This is a genomic window from Anabaena sphaerica FACHB-251, assembly GCF_014696825.1.
Classification (GTDB): domain Bacteria; phylum Cyanobacteriota; class Cyanobacteriia; order Cyanobacteriales; family Nostocaceae; genus RDYJ01.
This window is the reverse complement of record NZ_JACJQU010000021.1, coordinates 66,538-81,746: the sequence shown is the minus strand read 5'-3', so window position 1 is coordinate 81,746 and position 15,209 is coordinate 66,538. Positions and strand designations below refer to the sequence as shown.

Genomic DNA, 15,209 nt, shown 5'->3' with positions numbered 1-15,209 from the left:
ATCCCCAATCCCCAATCCCCAATCCCCAATCCCCAGTCCCCAATCCCCAGTCCCCAATCCCCAATCCCCAATCCCCAATCCCCAATCCCCAGTCCCCAATCCCCAGTCCCCAATCCCCAGTCCCCAGTCCCCAATCCCCAGTCCCCAGGGCTTAACGAGGTTGCACTACTTGACCGTTACTCCCTACTTTTTTTTATGCGTCGAACTAAAATTATCTGCACTGTTGGACCGGCTACTTCTACACCTGAAAAGCTGCAAGCTTTGGTAGAAGCGGGAATGAATGTAGCACGGTTGAATTTTTCTCATGGGGCTTATGAAGACCACGCCCAAACCTTTCACCATTTACGACGCATTAGTGATGAGTTACAAAGACCAGTCGCTATTCTGCAAGATTTGTGTGGTCCGAAAATTCGTTTAGGGAAATTACCACCGGAAGGTTTGATGCTGGAAGCGGGAAGTGAGGTGACTTTTCTCTTACAAGAAAAGGGTGAAAGTATTGATGAAATACCCCTACCGCTACCAACCTTATTTGCGATGATGCGACCTGGTGAGCCGATTTTAATTAATGATGGTCGTGTCAAATTGACAGTGACGAGTCGTGATGCTGATAAAATTCACGCTCATGTGAATATTGGGGGGTTGATTTCTACTCATAAAGGTGTGAATTTACCTGCAACGCCTTTACCTGTGAGTTCAATCACGGAAAAAGATTTGATGGATTTGCGGTTTGGGATTCAATTGGGTGTAGACTGGGTGGCAGTTTCTTTTGTGCGATCGCCTCAAGACCTGGAACCCGCACAACGCATGATTGAATCTGCTGGGGCAAAAATTCGCCTCATTGCCAAAATTGAACGGGCAGAAGCCCTAGAACAGCTAGATAGTATCCTCAAAGTTGCTGATGCAATTATGATTGCGCGGGGCGATTTGGGGGTAGAAGTGCCAATTCACGAAGTCCCGCTGATTCAAAAAGATATCACTCGTCGCTGTAATCATGCTGGTAAGCCCGTCATTACTGCTACCCAAATGCTAGAGTCGATGATTAGCGCCCCTGATCCTACTCGTGCAGAAGCTACGGACGTGGCTAATTCCATCTTAGATGGTACGGATGCGGTGATGTTGTCTGGAGAAACTGCTGTGGGAGAATATCCCATTGCGGCGGTTCAAACTATGCACAATATTGCTCTACAAACAGAAACGGCTCTCACAGCAGGTGCTAGACATACCTGGAATCATGAGGCCGGTCGTCTGAGTGTGACGGAATCTGTCGCTCAAGCGGTTTGTCGGATTGCTTATGAAACAGGTTCTAAGGCGATTCTCTGTAACACCACTTCCGGGAATACAGCGAGACTGATTTCTAAATATCGTCCTCTGACTCCGATTATTACTCTCACCTCTGAGGCTATTGCTTATCGTCAGTTAGCATTATCTTGGGGTGTGGAACCTTTACTAATTCCACCGGTTCATCATGCAGAGGAGATGTTTACCAATGTTGTAAACACTGTGGTTGAGAGGGGTTTTGCTAAAAAAGGTGACAAGGTTGTCATTACTTCTGGTGTCCCAGTTGGTCAATCAGGAACAACAAGTTTAATTAAAGTGCATTCTATTGGACAGCCAATTACAGCTTGAGACATCTAAAATGGGGCTTGAAGCCTAAACCAAGTCAGGAAAATTAGGCAATCGTTAAGAAAAATTGCCAGAATTGGAATTGTGTGGAAGATCAAAGAGTTTAAATAATTGGGGATTGGGTAAATCCTAAACCAAAAAAATTCACGGAGTATGTTATGCCTAAGAATTTACTGGAACAGTTGCGGGAAATGACCGTCGTCGTCGCAGATACTGGGGACATCCAAGCAATTGAAAAGTTTAAACCCCAAGATGCTACTACCAATCCCTCTCTAATTACAGCTGCGGCACAAATGCCGGAATATCAGGATATTGTTGATCAAACTTTATTAACAGCGAAAAAAGATGCAGGTTCTAAGGCTACCCAAGCACAGGTAGTAACTTTAGCTTTTGACCGTTTGGCGGTATCTTTTGGTTTAAAGATTTTGCAAATTATCCCTGGTCGTGTTTCTACTGAGGTAGATGCTCGTTTATCCTATGATACTGATGCTACTGTAGCTAAAGCACGGGATTTGATTGCTCAGTATAAGGCGGCTGGTATTGCTAAGGAAAGGGTTTTAATTAAAATTGCCGCTACTTGGGAAGGTATCAAGGCTGCGGAAATTCTGGAAAAAGAGGGTATTCACTGTAACTTAACTTTGTTGTTTGGTGTTCACCAGGCGATCGCTTGTGCTGAAGCTGGTATCACTTTGATTTCTCCTTTCGTCGGTCGTATTCTGGACTGGTATAAGAAAGACACCGGAAAGGATAGCTATCCTGCTGCGGAAGACCCAGGTGTATTGTCTGTAACTACAATTTATAACTACTACAAGAAGTTTGGTTATAAAACTGAAGTTATGGGTGCTAGTTTCCGTAACATTGGCGAAATTACTGAACTTGCTGGTTGTGATTTGTTGACTATTTCTCCTGGTTTATTAACAGAATTGCAAAATACTGTTGGTGAATTACCACGCAAACTTGACCCTGCTAAGGTTGCAGGTTTGTCAATTGAAAAAATCTCTGTTGATAAAGCTACCTTTGATAAGATGCACGCTGCTGACCGCATGGCTTCTGATAAATTAGCAGAAGGTATTGATGGTTTCACTAAAGCTTTGATTTCTTTAGAGCAATTATTGGCTGAAAGGTTAGCTCGTTTAGAGAGTGAAATGGTAGCCGCTGGTTAGATTTAAATGTGGGGTGGGTTATGCTCACCCTACTTTGTCAGAAATACCTGTTTCTCCATAATCTCCCATCCAAACATCTATTTTACCAATTTGGGTATAATTTGTATATTGATCATTTTTGGGAATATTCACAGTAAATTTTTGTAATCTTCGCCAATCTGACTCTGTTATATATTCTTGATTTTTCATTTCTGCAATTAATTTTTCACTGTCTCCCCATTTGACAACTACTGCTATTTGATGTTCATTATCAATCACTTTTACAGCTTTGGCAACTTCGGGAAAATCATATTTTTCTCTTAATTTTTGAATATCTACACCTCCATCATAATTTTGATTCAATAAATCACTAAAATACATTTTTATCAGATATAAAATATCACTGTTTAAATCACATTTCTCTAGGATTTTTTTAGTAATACTTATTCCAGATTGATATCCTGGAGGGTTAGAAGATGACATATTAAAAATTATCACATTACCTTTATCTTGTTTTCCTTCTCTGTTACATCTTCCTGCTGCTTGAATGATAGAATCTAAAGGGGCAAGTTGCCGATAAACTACAGGAAAATCCACATCAACACCCGCTTCAACTACTTGGGTACTAATTAAAAAACAAGGTTTTTCAGACTTTAATAATTCTCGCACCTGGTTCAAAACTTGCGAACGATGATCAGGACACATTCTAGAACTGAGATGAAAACAATTATCTGGGTATTCTTCAGATAATCGTTGATATCCTTCCCTTGCTAATTTGGTTGTATTCACAATAATTAAACCTTGATTTAAACCAGATGATTTAATGCTATCGACTAAATTATCCCATTCCCAATTATCTGGAATATATTGATACTGAACACGGTTAAGTTGATGAAATAATCTTCTGGTTTCATCTTCAGGAATAATATCAACCACATTGGTTAAATCATCCTCTTTCAGTTTATCAAATGCTGGTTGGGTAGCACTCATCAAAACTATTGTACATCCCCAATCTTTAACTAATGTATTCAAAACATTTAATATTGGACGGACTAAATCACCAGGAATAGATTGAGATTCATCTAATAAAATGACTTTGTTGATTAAACCTTGTAATTTTCGGCATTTTGTAGGATGATTGGCAAATAAACTTTCATAAAATTGCACTCCACTGGTGACAATTACCGGTTTATCCCATCTTTCTGTATTTAATTTATATTCTTTGCTTTCTTCTAATTTTGGTTCATATCCTGAATGATGTTCTAATACTGCATTTTCTCCAAATAATTGGCGATAAACGTCAGCAGTTTGTTCAATGATACTTTTCAGTGGTCCTACATAAACTATTCCTGACATTTGATGTTTTTGACTGTGTAAATAGGCAAATCTCGCACTAGCAATGGTTTTACCAATTCCACAGGGTCCAGTTAGTCTAAAAATTCCTTTGGGTAATTCACTTTTATTGATACAATGTTGGGCAAAGACATTTCTTGCTTCACTAATTACATTTGGCGATGGTGAAGAATAGAAATGAGGATTGAAACTCATTTTGTTATATGCAGAAAGCTCCAAATCTTGTAAAATGGAGCTTTCACACTTATTTTCAAAATTGCGCGCGTCTAATCTGTCAGTATCAACTAAGACAGAAAATAACATTCTAATGGCAAATTCTCGTCGCAATTTATCAGATAAATTAATATCTGGTAATTCTTCTGGTATAAAATCTGCTATTTCTTGTTTAGCTATTTCTAAACATTCTTCTAAACATACTGCGGTTTGTTTATACTCACTACCATTTAATTTTAACCTTTCAGACAATCCAGAATGATGGCCAGCTATTATATAAGCAATTGCGGGAGGTTCTTTTTTACCGATTTTTAACGCTAAAACAGCACCATGTTGAGAGTGATTAACTCGCTTACCGTTGTTTTGTAAATATTCTTGCCATTTTTGCTGATATTTACCCAAATCATGCCATAAACCAGCATACCTAGCTACAGCTTGAAATTCCTGCGGTACAACCTTTGCAGACATTTCCGCAACATTCTGTAAATGTGCTGATAGTAGTTGTTCTTTACAATCTGTAGTAATTCTTGCTAAGTAAATCATTTGTATTTACAATGAATCGTGAATTGATTAAAAGTTTCAAATTTAAACTATGCAGTTAAAGTTATGGGGTGAATTGGGTTTATTCACAAGGCCAGAATTTAAAGCTGAACCGCACAGTTATCGAGTAATGCCCTTTACTGCGGCTGTAGGTGTATTAGAGTCTATTTTCTGGAAACCAGAGATTAAATACAAGATTAATCACATCACGGTACTAAAGCCAATTAGCACATTCACGATACAGCGTAACATGGTGCAGTCCAAACAAAGCTATAGAAATGCTAAAGATTGGATGAAGAATGATGGTATAGGGGGTTACACGGCTGTAGGCGATCGCGCCCAAAGAAATCATGTGATATTGCGTGATGTAGCCTATATCATTGATTTTAATTTTGATTTACAAACAGAGGCAGATTTATCTAATAAATATGTAGCACAAATAAAGCGGAGAATTGAAAAAGGGCAATGTTTTAGACAACCTTATTTTGGATGTCGAGAATATATAGCACATTTTGGTTTTCCTTCAGAAGAAGATCAACCAGCACCAGAATTAAAAGGGGAAATTGATTTAGGTTTAATGCCTAAACAAATGCACTTTATTCCTGATCAAAAAGGTGCTGTTTCTTGGCATACTGCGGAAGGTTTTGTCAAAGGAAATGTAGTTACAGAATTTGCTCACTTTATCATGCAAGATGGGCGGGTATGTTGCAAGAGTTAGATAAATTAGGTATAGCTTTAGAACAAGAAAAGAAACTAACACCTATAGGTTTTAGTGAATGTCTCTGTAATTGGCAAATTAATTTACCTTTAGGTAGTTTTCAAGTTTTAGAAACACCTGCAACCAAAGGTAAACCGAAATTTGGCAGAAAAATATTAGTACCAGATTTGCGGCGTAATGGTGATGAACCATTATTAATTGATGATGGGGGAGAATATGTTTTTGGTGCTGGTGAAAGAGGTGCAAAACGTCATCAACTCTATTTACAAGTGCTAGAAAGATGTTTACAAGAAACTAACCACGAAGCAGTTAAAGCAATTTATGATTTTGTTACTAATACAACTGTAGAACAAATCACCAAAGAGTTAACAGAAATTTATCCACCAGCAGCTAATACAGATTGGTGTCGGGATAGATTTGTGTTTTTATTTGAAGGTACACAAATCACTACAATACCTGCGATTCAAAAATGGTGGTCTAATTACTATGCCAGTAAACAGGATACCGTTGATGGTGTTTGTTTATTAACAGGTGAACAGACTTTAACAATGGGGCGAAAAATGCCTATGATGATCAAAGGTGTTCCCGGTGCTGCTACTTCTGGTGCTGCTATTAGTAGTTTTGATAAAGCTGCTTATCAGTCTCACGGATGGGATGGAAATATTAACGCTCCCATTAGTTTTGAAAGTGCAGTCAGATCTCATAAAGCATTAGATTTTTTACTCAATAGTGACACCAATCGTTATAAATTAGGAGAACAGGTTTTTGTTTATTGGGGAGAAGAAGAAGGGGAAGGTATTAATCCTGAAATATGGGAAAATCTCGCTTTTGAATCTATCTTTGCTAGTCCCCATAGTCCCAAAAAATTCAATTTGGAGAATTTGAAATCTAGTAAATTTTATTTAGCTATTCTCAAGGGTAATAAAGGCAGAATTTCCGTTAGTGGTTGGAGTGAAGTTACTACCAAAAGAATCAAAGATTCTATTCAGCAATTTGTCGAATGTCAGAAGGTTAATGGTTTATCAGCTAGTCCTATGTGGATGTTGTGTAATAGTGCTTTTTTAAATCCTAGTAAAGAACACACTGACAGAATAGCAACTGCTTTAGTTAAAGCTGCTTTTTTAGGTGAGAAATTACCGGATGAATATGCCCACAGAATTATTGATAGGATATGCAGTGAAAAATCTTTTCATGCTTTTCAATCTCAATCTAAGCAACATTTGTATTTTCCTAGAGTGCAAGGTTTATTACTTTATTTAATCACAAATAATATGAAATATCCCACAGGCGATCCTAAATTTGATAATGCTTACACTTTGGGAAGAATTGCATTTTTAATGCATCAGGCACAAGTTAATGCTCAAAATATGAGTGAAGATAATACTAATGTCATGCGTAGTTTAAAGGCTTTATCTTCTACTCCTACTCAAGTTTTTGCTCGGCTTTGTCATGGTTGTACTCATTATCATTTAGAAATTTATAATAGTAAATACATTAAAAAATTACTAGCTGAAGAATTTGAAAACTTTGATATTTACAGACTACCAGAAGTGCTGGATTTAAAATCTCAGGCTTTCTTTTTTCAAGGTTGGTGGCAAAAAAGAGCCGAGTATTTTAAAGGTAAAGACAAATCGGAGGAATAGGCTCAACCAGATCCCCGACTTCTTTTTTCATTATATCAATAAATTATTAATAATATCAGAAGTCGGGGATCTTTACCCCAAAATTTGCAACCCAGGAATTGATGATTATGTACATAAATAAAATAGAGAAATTTGTTTTGCAAAAAATAGAGAAGTTGGAAAATCAAATCAGTTCTCTTGAGGCTGAAAATCAAAGTATGAAAGCAAGACTCACATATCTTGAATATGATTTACATACTGAAAATCAAAGATTAACAGATGAAAACTTTTACTTTCGTCAAGAGGTAGATTATTCATCTGAAGAATATTGTGCAAATGAGGATTCTTGGCAACGTGAATATTCATCCTAAAAACCTCTCTCAAAACCTCTCTCCTACGAGGAGAGAGGCTTTAGAACTAAGTTATGTTTCTAACTTTTGTTATGTAATTCTTATCCCCTTCTTGTCCCCCTTCCCTCGTAGGGAAGGGGCTAGGGGTTAGGTCTTCAAACTATCAACAAATCACAACGAACAAAAAATCATGACTGTACATTTAGACCCTACTAAAAAACACGATGCTATTTTATTATTTGATTGTTTGGACGGTAATCCTAATGGTGATCCCGATGCGGGAAATCAACCAAGAATTGACCCCCAAACTAATCAAGGTTTGGTGACAGATGCTTGTTTAAAACGCAAGGTAAGAAATTATGTAGAGATGCTTGGCAAGGATGAACCAACACCGGAAAGATATAAAATATTTGTTGAAGAAGGAAGTGTGTTAAATGAAAAAATCAGTCGCGCTTATACTGCTGTAGGTTTACCACAAAAAGAAGGAACACCAGAACAACAATTACAGGTTGCTAAGTGGATGCAGCAGAATTTTTATGATTTAAGAATGTTTGGGGCGGTGCTTTCTACTGGTTTAAAAGCTGGTCAGGTTTGGGGTCCTATGCAAATTAGTTTTTCTCGTAGTATTGATCCGGTTTTTCCCCAATCTGTGAGTATTACTCGTTGTGCTGCAACTGAGGAAAAAGAAAAAAAAGATGGTATTAAAAAGGATAATAAAACTATGGGGAGAAAGGAGGTTTTACCCTATGGTTTATATAAATCTCATGTGTTTTATAATCCCCATTTGGCGGAAAAATATGGTTGTGTGAATGAACGGGATTTAGATTTATTTTGGCAAGCTTTGATTAAGGCTTGGGAGTTTGATCGTTCTTCGGCACGGGGTTTTATGGCTTGTCGTGGTTTGTATGTTTTTACTCATGCCAGTAAATATGGTAATGCTCCTGTTCATCAGTTATTTGATAAACTGCAAATTAAGTCTACTGTTGATGTACCCCGCAGTTTTGCTGATTATCAGGTTGACTTGGATGAGGTGTTACCTGATGGTGTGACTTTGACGAAGTTGGCTTGAAAATGCGCGGATGGGTGGGTGTTAAGTCGGAGTGATTATGACTAAGCTGGAAACTCTTGCATTGTCTAGTTTTTATTCGTTGGGTGTTATCAACCACCCGCGCACCTTACACTGTAAGGGTTTCGGCGTTTTTCGCTCTTGTGCTGTTTTCTGGAATGGGGTATTATGGCAGGGGTCGCGCAAATCGTTGTGGAAATGTCCTATTTCCAAGGGTTTGCGAGGTCGGCAGTGAAAATTACTCTTTTGAGTAGTTTTGGATTGAAACCCTGTCGGCACTTCTGCTTCTGTATCAAATAAGTGAAAATTACTCTTTTGAGTAGTTTTGGATTGAAACCTTTTGCTGCCTACATTTACTATAGTAATACAAGTGAAAATTACTCTTTTGAGTAGTTTTGGATTGAAACCTCGATACTTTTCAAACTGGTATGGGAAAGACTGAGTGAAAATTACTCTTTTGAGTAGTTTTGGATTGAAACGATAAAAATATCCGTGAGCAATGCCAACTTTTTATTTTATGGTGAAAATTACTCTTTTGAGTAGTTTTGGATTGAAACCCGCCACCAGTGCCAGTACCTGTACCTGTGCCAGTGGTGAAAATTACTCTTTTGAGTAGTTTTGGATTGAAACCTCGATGCCTTTCATACTGGTATGGGAAAGACTGTGAAAATTACTCTTTTGAGTAGTTTTGGATTGAAACGACAAAAATATCCGTGAGCAATGCCAACTTTTTATTGTGAAAATTACTCTTTTGAGTAGTTTTGGATTGAAACTGCAAGCAACCACCGAGTTGAGCGACCAAGGAGGTGAAAATTACTCTTTTGAGTAGTTTTGGATTGAAACCACAGATATTCTGATTTTTACTTTTTTACTGGTACTGTGAAAATTACTCTTTTGAGTAGTTTTGGATTGAAACCAGCATTATGCCCCTCTTGATTTTTACTGCCAATCGTGAAAATTACTCTTTTGAGTAGTTTTGGATTGAAACAAAAATATAAAAACCGCCGGGTGAAAATTTGTAGTGAAAATTACTCTTTTGAGTAGTTTTGGATTGAAACTAATTAAAAATCGATAATTTCTAAAAGGAAAAGGGTGAAAATTACTCTTTTGAGTAGTTTTGGATTGAAACGATATAAATCAATGCCAGAAAGAGAACTAATTTTAGTGAAAATTACTCTTTTGAGTAGTTTTGGATTGAAACGTGGAGGCTGCTTAGGTAATCCACCACCACCACCACCGTGAAAATTACTCTTTTGAGTAGTTTTGGATTGAAACGTTTCTTCAGTCTCCCAGTCATCATCATCTGGTGAAAATTACTCTTTTGAGTAGTTTTGGATTGAAACTCATATTCCCAGAAGGTTAAACCCATGGCTAGAATGTGAAAATTACTCTTTTGAGTAGTTTTGGATTGAAACTTCACAATAATCAGCCAAGCTGAAAAAAAAGATTGCGAGGAACGTGAAAATTACTCTTTTGAGTAGTTTTGGATTGAAACAATTCAGCGTTTATTTATTTAGTATCCGCAATCGTGAAAATTACTCTTTTGAGTAGTTTTGGATTGAAACAAAGAAATTATGAAAAAACTTCGCATATTTGCAAATTGTGAAAATTACTCTTTTGAGTAGTTTTGGATTGAAACTTGGATTGAAACGGATTGAAATAGATGAAAATTACTCCAAAAAATTGTAGGGATAATTCATGAATTATCCCTACAACCTAACGTATTAAATTGACAAATTTTAAATTACCTCACCTCTTTCAAACTATCCACTTGCTTGGTAAACATCTCCGTAAACAAACTCAATACACTTCGTTCCTCACGGACTTTAATATTAGCAGTAATGGACATCCCCGACTGTAAAGGAATGTTTCTACCTTGAGCTACTATGCTTTGTTTATCCAAACTAACTCTAGCCGGAAATCTGTAAAATTGATGAATCTGATCAGGAGGTAAAGCATCTGAACCAATATCAATTACCTGACCTTTAATATCTCCAAACTGACTAAAAGGAAAGGAATCGATTCTCACATCCACTTTCATACCTTCCTTGACAAACCCAATATCTTTATTGGTGATAAATACTTCAGCAACATATTTATCATTGGGGACAATTTGCAATAATTTTTGCGTGGCGTTGGCTACAAAACCAGGATTTTTAGCTTGCATATCAAATATTATCCCCGCTACAGGAGCGCGAAGTTCTTGATATCTGACATTTAATTGTGTCTGGGAAATCTTACTATTAATGTCTGCCAATCTCTGCTCATTATCGAGAATAATCCTCATAAATTGGCTATCAATTTCTGCAATTCGCTTTTTATTGTTAGCTATCTGATCCAGCACATTTTTATCAGTAACTGCTACTGTATTTGTTACTTGCTGCTGTCCTCTTTGAATATCAAACTGGAGGCGTTTTTCTTCCTCCATTAATTGCTCTATTTCCGCCTTGAGAGTTTGTACTTGCTGTTGCTGATTCAGATATTGCAGCTGGGAAATTCCCCCTTCTACTGCTAAGATTTTGAGTTTATCTAAAATCCCTGCTTGAATTACCAAACTAGCTTGAGTATCTTTTCTTTTTACTAGTGTTTGCGATAGTTGCTTTCGGATTTTTTCTACTTCCAATCTAGCTGCGGCAGACCGGGAATCTAATTCTGTTTTAGCAGCTATGAGAAGTTGTTGTTCGTCAATTCCGTTACCAGCATCTGGTGTGGTGTTTTTTAGTTGAGAACGCAGTAGTTCATTTTCTGCTACTAAAGATGCTCGACTTTTGAGGAGAAAAGCTGTTTCTGCGGGTAACTTACCACGTAAAAAATCCAACTCTGATGTGATACCTGCGCTTGCTCCCATCAAGCGACGATAAATATCGTTTTCTTTGGTTAAAGCAACGCGAATTTTATTTAAGGAACTTAACTCAGCTAGGGTAGCAACGGATTCAAATGTTACGAGCAGGTCTCCCTCTTTTACTTCTTGTCCGTCTTTTACATAAACAGATTTGACAACTCCACTAATTGGAGCTTGTACTTCTTTAACTGTTCCCTCTGGCTTTAATTGACCTGTAGCGGGAACTACTTGTTCAATTTTGGCAAAATAAGCCCAACCTACTCCAAAACAGGCTACAACCATCAGGGTGATCATGATGGTTCGTGACCATACAGGTGATTGCCGTAAGACTATAGATTGTTCAAAGTTATCTTGATAGGCATTATTTAAAGATTCTGTTTTAGCTTTTTTGGGAGGTGTAAGCAACCCTAAATTTGGTTTATTTCCGTTGCCGTTGCCGTTAATTTGATTACCATTAAGTTGAGTCATAACAATTTTAGATTTTGGATTTTAGCTGAGGATGTGAAGATTAAAGGATTAACAGGATTGATTTTCAGATTATTAAGATTAATACTGTAGGTGACAGGGTACAGGAGGCAGGGGAAAATTAATCAACCTTTGCCTTCTTCCACTGTCAACTAAGTATTTACAAATTGACTTCTTGCTGTTGATAAAGGTAGAAATAATGACCTTTAGCAGTCATTAATTCTTGATGGCTACCTTGTTCTATCACCCTACCACCATCCATAACAATAATTGTATCTGCATTACTAACAGTATTGAGACGGTGAGTAATAAAGAAAACGGTAGTACCTTGAAATGCTCTGGCTAAATTCAGACATATTTGTCTTTCGGTAGGATAATCTAAGGCGCTGGTGGCTTCATCCAAGACTAATAATTTAGGTTTTTGTAAAATCGAACGGGCGATCGCAATTCTCTGTCTTTGTCCTCCAGAAAGGGCTGAACCTCTTTCGCCAACTCTTGAGTTATAACCATTGGGCAGGTTCATGATAAATTCATGGGCAACAGCAATTTTTGCAGCTTCGATAATTTCCTCTGTTGTCGCATCAGGATTGGTCAGCGCAATGTTTTCTTGAACTGTGCCATCAAACAACAGTGGATCTTGAGGAACGACACCAATTTGTCTACGCACCGAATAAAGTTCTACTTTACTGACATCATAACCATCAATCAAAATTCTGCCCGACTCAACGTTATAAAGTCTCAGCAGCAATTTCATCATTGTGCTTTTGCCTGAACCACTTTGTCCCACAATCCCAACAAATCTACCAGCGGGAAAATCGAGGCTGACATTGTTCAGTTGCAGTGGTCCACTAGGGGCAAATCGGAAGGAAACATTTTCATATTTGACTGCCCCAGATATGGCAGGTAAGGGAATATTATCTCTGTCTGCTTCTGCTTCTTGGGGTGTATCAACAATATCGCTTAATCGTTCTAAAGATAAACCAGTTTCTTGGAAGTTCTGCCAGATTTGCGCTAAACGTAATATGGGACTAGTAACGTAACTGGAGATAATTCTAAAAGCGATTAATTCCCCTAAAGTTAAGTCTCCTTTTAATACTAAATAAGCTCCTACCCACAAAACTAGTAAGCTGCTGAGTTTGTTGAGAAACTGACTGGTGGAATTAGCTAAAGTGGAAGTAATGACTGTTTTAAACCCTGCGGACACAAACTTAGCGTATCGTTCTTGCCAGGAAAAACGCGATCGCAATTCAATATTTTGCGCTTTTACTGTTTGAATGCCTGACATTACCTCAACTAAGTAAGATTGAGTGGCGGCGTTGCGTTCAGCTTTGGCTCGTAACTGTCGGCTCACTGTCGGGGCGGCAATTAATGTAATCACCACAAATAAAGGAATTGTTCCTAACCCCACTAAAGTCAGTTGCCAACTATAAAACAGCATGACGATGATATAAACCACCGAGAATACTGCATCTAATCCCACTGTTAGGGCTGTACCTGTGAGAAACTGGCGAATATTTTCTAATTCATTGACGCGAGTCGCTAGTTCACCTACTGGTCTACGTTCAAAATAGCGCAATGGTAATCTGAGTAAGTGGTCAATAATTTGTGACCCCAAACTCATATCAATGCGGTTGGTAGTATCTACAAATAAGTAAGTCCGCAGTGTAGTTAGTATTGCTTCAAATACACTAACTGCTAATAGTAAAACCCCTAAAACATTCAGGGTACTAATACTATTTTGAACGATGACTTTATCAATGATTAACTGAATGACTAGGGGGTTAGCTAAAGCTGCCAGTTGGACGAAAAAGGAAGCGATAAATACTTCTATTAAGACTCGACGGTAACGTGATAGATATGGTAGAAACCAGCTTAAACCAAAGCGTTGTTGAGGTGTTTCTTGAGTCGCACTGAAAAGTAATACCCTCAGTTGCGGTTGCAAGTTGGTTTGATCAGTTTCTATTTCTTCCAGTAGTTTGCCGGGCTTGCAATTGATAATCCCTTTTGATGGCACAGCTAAAACTACTGTATTTGCCTCTACTGCATATATGACAGCATAGCTATCTCGATACTGAATTAGTGCTGGTGTGGGGATGCGTGTAATTGCGGTAGCGGGAACATCTACTAATTGGGATTTGAGACCTATTAATTCTCCTAAATAAGCACAAAGCTGAAAGGATATATTGCCTTGACGTTTAATATTTTCATTTAAAATTCGACGTACTACTTCCTTTCGCAAGGGTATTTCTAAATGCTTGGCTAACATTTGGAAACAAGCCAGGGTCGAATTGTTTTCGCCCTGTCCGCGAAAAAATGGGTATTTCTGGTTGTTTTGTTGCGCTTGTGGTCTTTGGGGTGGTGAGGGGAGAACTTCCTCAATTGTGGCGTAAGGAATCTCTAATTCATCTGTGATTTGTTGTTGATGATCTATTAGTGCTTCTTCTAGTTGCTCTTGATTCAGAAATGAGATATCTGCGGGATTGATACCTAACAAACGTGCAGGACTGCTCCCTGTTACTTCTAAAACGTCTCTATTACTAGTAGATTCTAAATGAGAACCAGGGGGAAAATTAGCTACTGTACCACCACCACTGACAAGCCAGATTCTATCACTTTCCAGTTGTGTTAAAGAGGATTTTCCTGGTGGTAGGTAATGGATTTTCGCCCCTGATAAAACTTGTTGACTGATTTCTTTGATCTTTAAACTAGCATTAGCTTGTTGAGCTAACAGTGGGCTAAGAACATCAAATACTTCTATGATATGACTACAGTTTTGGCGCTCATTAGCAAAGGCTGGATTTTGGAAAATCAGACGTAAATAATCTGCTGTACTGAAGGTTAAACAAATGACTTCGGTGGATGCGATCGCTGTTTCGCAAGCAATCTGCCGCAACAAACTAATTTCGCCAATTATTGCTCCCGGTTCTAGTATTTTTAAGGTAACTGGTAATTGAGTCTGTGGGTCATATCCTAATAACCTTACTTTGCCTTCGTAAAGAATTGCTATGCGGTCTGGTAGTTTTTCTTTACTAATTATTTTTTGACCTATACGGTAGCGTAAAGCTTGCTGTTGTGATAGGAGATTGTTTCTTTCCGCTGCTGATAATTCTTCAAATCCGGCAACGGTGGAGAGAAATCCTGCAAAGGCGTTATTACTATAAGTCATGTTTATGAAAATTAATTAATCTACTGTTTGGGCGAATAATTGGCTTGGGAATGTACAGAGACTATTTTGGCACTCGCCAGCAGTTCAGTTTTGCTCTGGTTCATATCCC

General features: G+C 37.9%; 9 protein-coding genes and 1 CRISPR repeat array. Of the genes, 6 read left to right on the top strand and 3 right to left on the bottom strand.

The features are described 5' to 3' along the window. The first annotated feature begins 195 nt into the window (after positions 1-195). Complete coding sequence (gene pyk, locus H6G06_RS23475) at positions 196-1,626, top strand: pyruvate kinase (RefSeq protein ID WP_190564475.1); 1,431 nt, start codon at positions 196-198, stop codon at positions 1,624-1,626. A 155-nt stretch (positions 1,627-1,781) separates the two neighbouring features. Continuing rightward, complete coding sequence (locus H6G06_RS23470) at positions 1,782-2,786, top strand: transaldolase (protein WP_190564474.1); 1,005 nt, start codon at positions 1,782-1,784, stop codon at positions 2,784-2,786. Positions 2,787-2,810: 24 nt separating this feature from the next. Here H6G06_RS23470 and cas3 read toward each other — a convergent pair whose 3' ends face one another. Next, complete coding sequence (gene cas3 / locus H6G06_RS23465; RefSeq protein ID WP_190564473.1) at positions 2,811-4,874, bottom strand: CRISPR-associated helicase Cas3'; 2,064 nt, start codon at positions 4,872-4,874, stop codon at positions 2,811-2,813. A 49-nt stretch (positions 4,875-4,923) separates the two neighbouring features. On the opposite strand from cas3, the gene cas5c reads away from it, so the two are divergent. From cas5c to cas7c, 4 genes are all read left to right on the top strand, one after another. After that, complete coding sequence (gene cas5c, locus H6G06_RS23460; RefSeq protein ID WP_190564472.1) at positions 4,924-5,589, top strand: type I-C CRISPR-associated protein Cas5c; 666 nt, start codon at positions 4,924-4,926, stop codon at positions 5,587-5,589. Next, a complete protein-coding gene (locus H6G06_RS23455; RefSeq protein WP_190564471.1) occupies positions 5,574-7,232 on the top strand; it encodes a type I-C CRISPR-associated protein Cas8c/Csd1 in 1,659 nt (552 codons plus the stop codon). Before cas5c ends, H6G06_RS23455 begins: the two co-directional genes overlap by 16 nt. 107 nt (positions 7,233-7,339) lie before the next feature. Further along, entirely contained in the window at positions 7,340-7,582 is a 243-nt protein-coding gene (locus tag H6G06_RS23450) for a hypothetical protein (RefSeq protein WP_190564470.1), read from the top strand. Positions 7,583-7,751: 169 nt separating this feature from the next. Continuing rightward, positions 7,752-8,630, top strand: coding sequence for a type I-C CRISPR-associated protein Cas7/Csd2 (gene cas7c / locus H6G06_RS23445; protein ID WP_190564469.1), 879 nt, complete (start codon positions 7,752-7,754; stop codon positions 8,628-8,630). A gap of 228 nt (positions 8,631-8,858) precedes the next feature. Next, a CRISPR array of direct repeats spans positions 8,859-10,266; the repeat unit is 37 nt; unit sequence GTGAAAATTACTCTTTTGAGTAGTTTTGGATTGAAAC. A 105-nt stretch (positions 10,267-10,371) separates the two neighbouring features. Here cas7c and H6G06_RS23440 read toward each other — a convergent pair. Further along, positions 10,372-11,937, bottom strand: a complete 1,566-nt coding sequence (locus tag H6G06_RS23440) for a beta-barrel domain-containing protein (RefSeq protein ID WP_190564468.1) — start codon at positions 11,935-11,937, stop codon at positions 10,372-10,374. A gap of 157 nt (positions 11,938-12,094) precedes the next feature. Next, a complete protein-coding gene (locus H6G06_RS23435; protein ID WP_190564467.1) occupies positions 12,095-15,100 on the bottom strand; it encodes a peptidase domain-containing ABC transporter in 3,006 nt (1,001 codons plus the stop codon). Positions 15,101-15,209: the final 109 nt, after the last annotated feature.

Excerpts from the sequence above, each read along its gene's own strand:
- H6G06_RS23440 (WP_190564468.1), bottom strand. The coding sequence starts at position 11,937 with ATGACTCAACTTAATGGTAATCAAATTAACGGCAACGGCAACGGAAAT.
- H6G06_RS23450 (WP_190564470.1), top strand. The coding sequence starts at position 7,340 with ATGTACATAAATAAAATAGAGAAATTTGTTTTGCAAAAAATAGAGAAG.
- pyk (WP_190564475.1), top strand. The coding sequence starts at position 196 with ATGCGTCGAACTAAAATTATCTGCACTGTTGGACCGGCTACTTCTACA.
- H6G06_RS23435 (WP_190564467.1), bottom strand. The coding sequence starts at position 15,100 with ATGACTTATAGTAATAACGCCTTTGCAGGATTTCTCTCCACCGTTGCC.
- H6G06_RS23455 (WP_190564471.1), top strand. The coding sequence starts at position 5,574 with ATGTTGCAAGAGTTAGATAAATTAGGTATAGCTTTAGAACAAGAAAAG.
- cas7c (WP_190564469.1), top strand. The coding sequence starts at position 7,752 with ATGACTGTACATTTAGACCCTACTAAAAAACACGATGCTATTTTATTA.
- cas3 (WP_190564473.1), bottom strand. The coding sequence starts at position 4,874 with ATGATTTACTTAGCAAGAATTACTACAGATTGTAAAGAACAACTACTA.
- H6G06_RS23470 (WP_190564474.1), top strand. The coding sequence starts at position 1,782 with ATGCCTAAGAATTTACTGGAACAGTTGCGGGAAATGACCGTCGTCGTC.
- cas5c (WP_190564472.1), top strand. The coding sequence starts at position 4,924 with ATGCAGTTAAAGTTATGGGGTGAATTGGGTTTATTCACAAGGCCAGAA.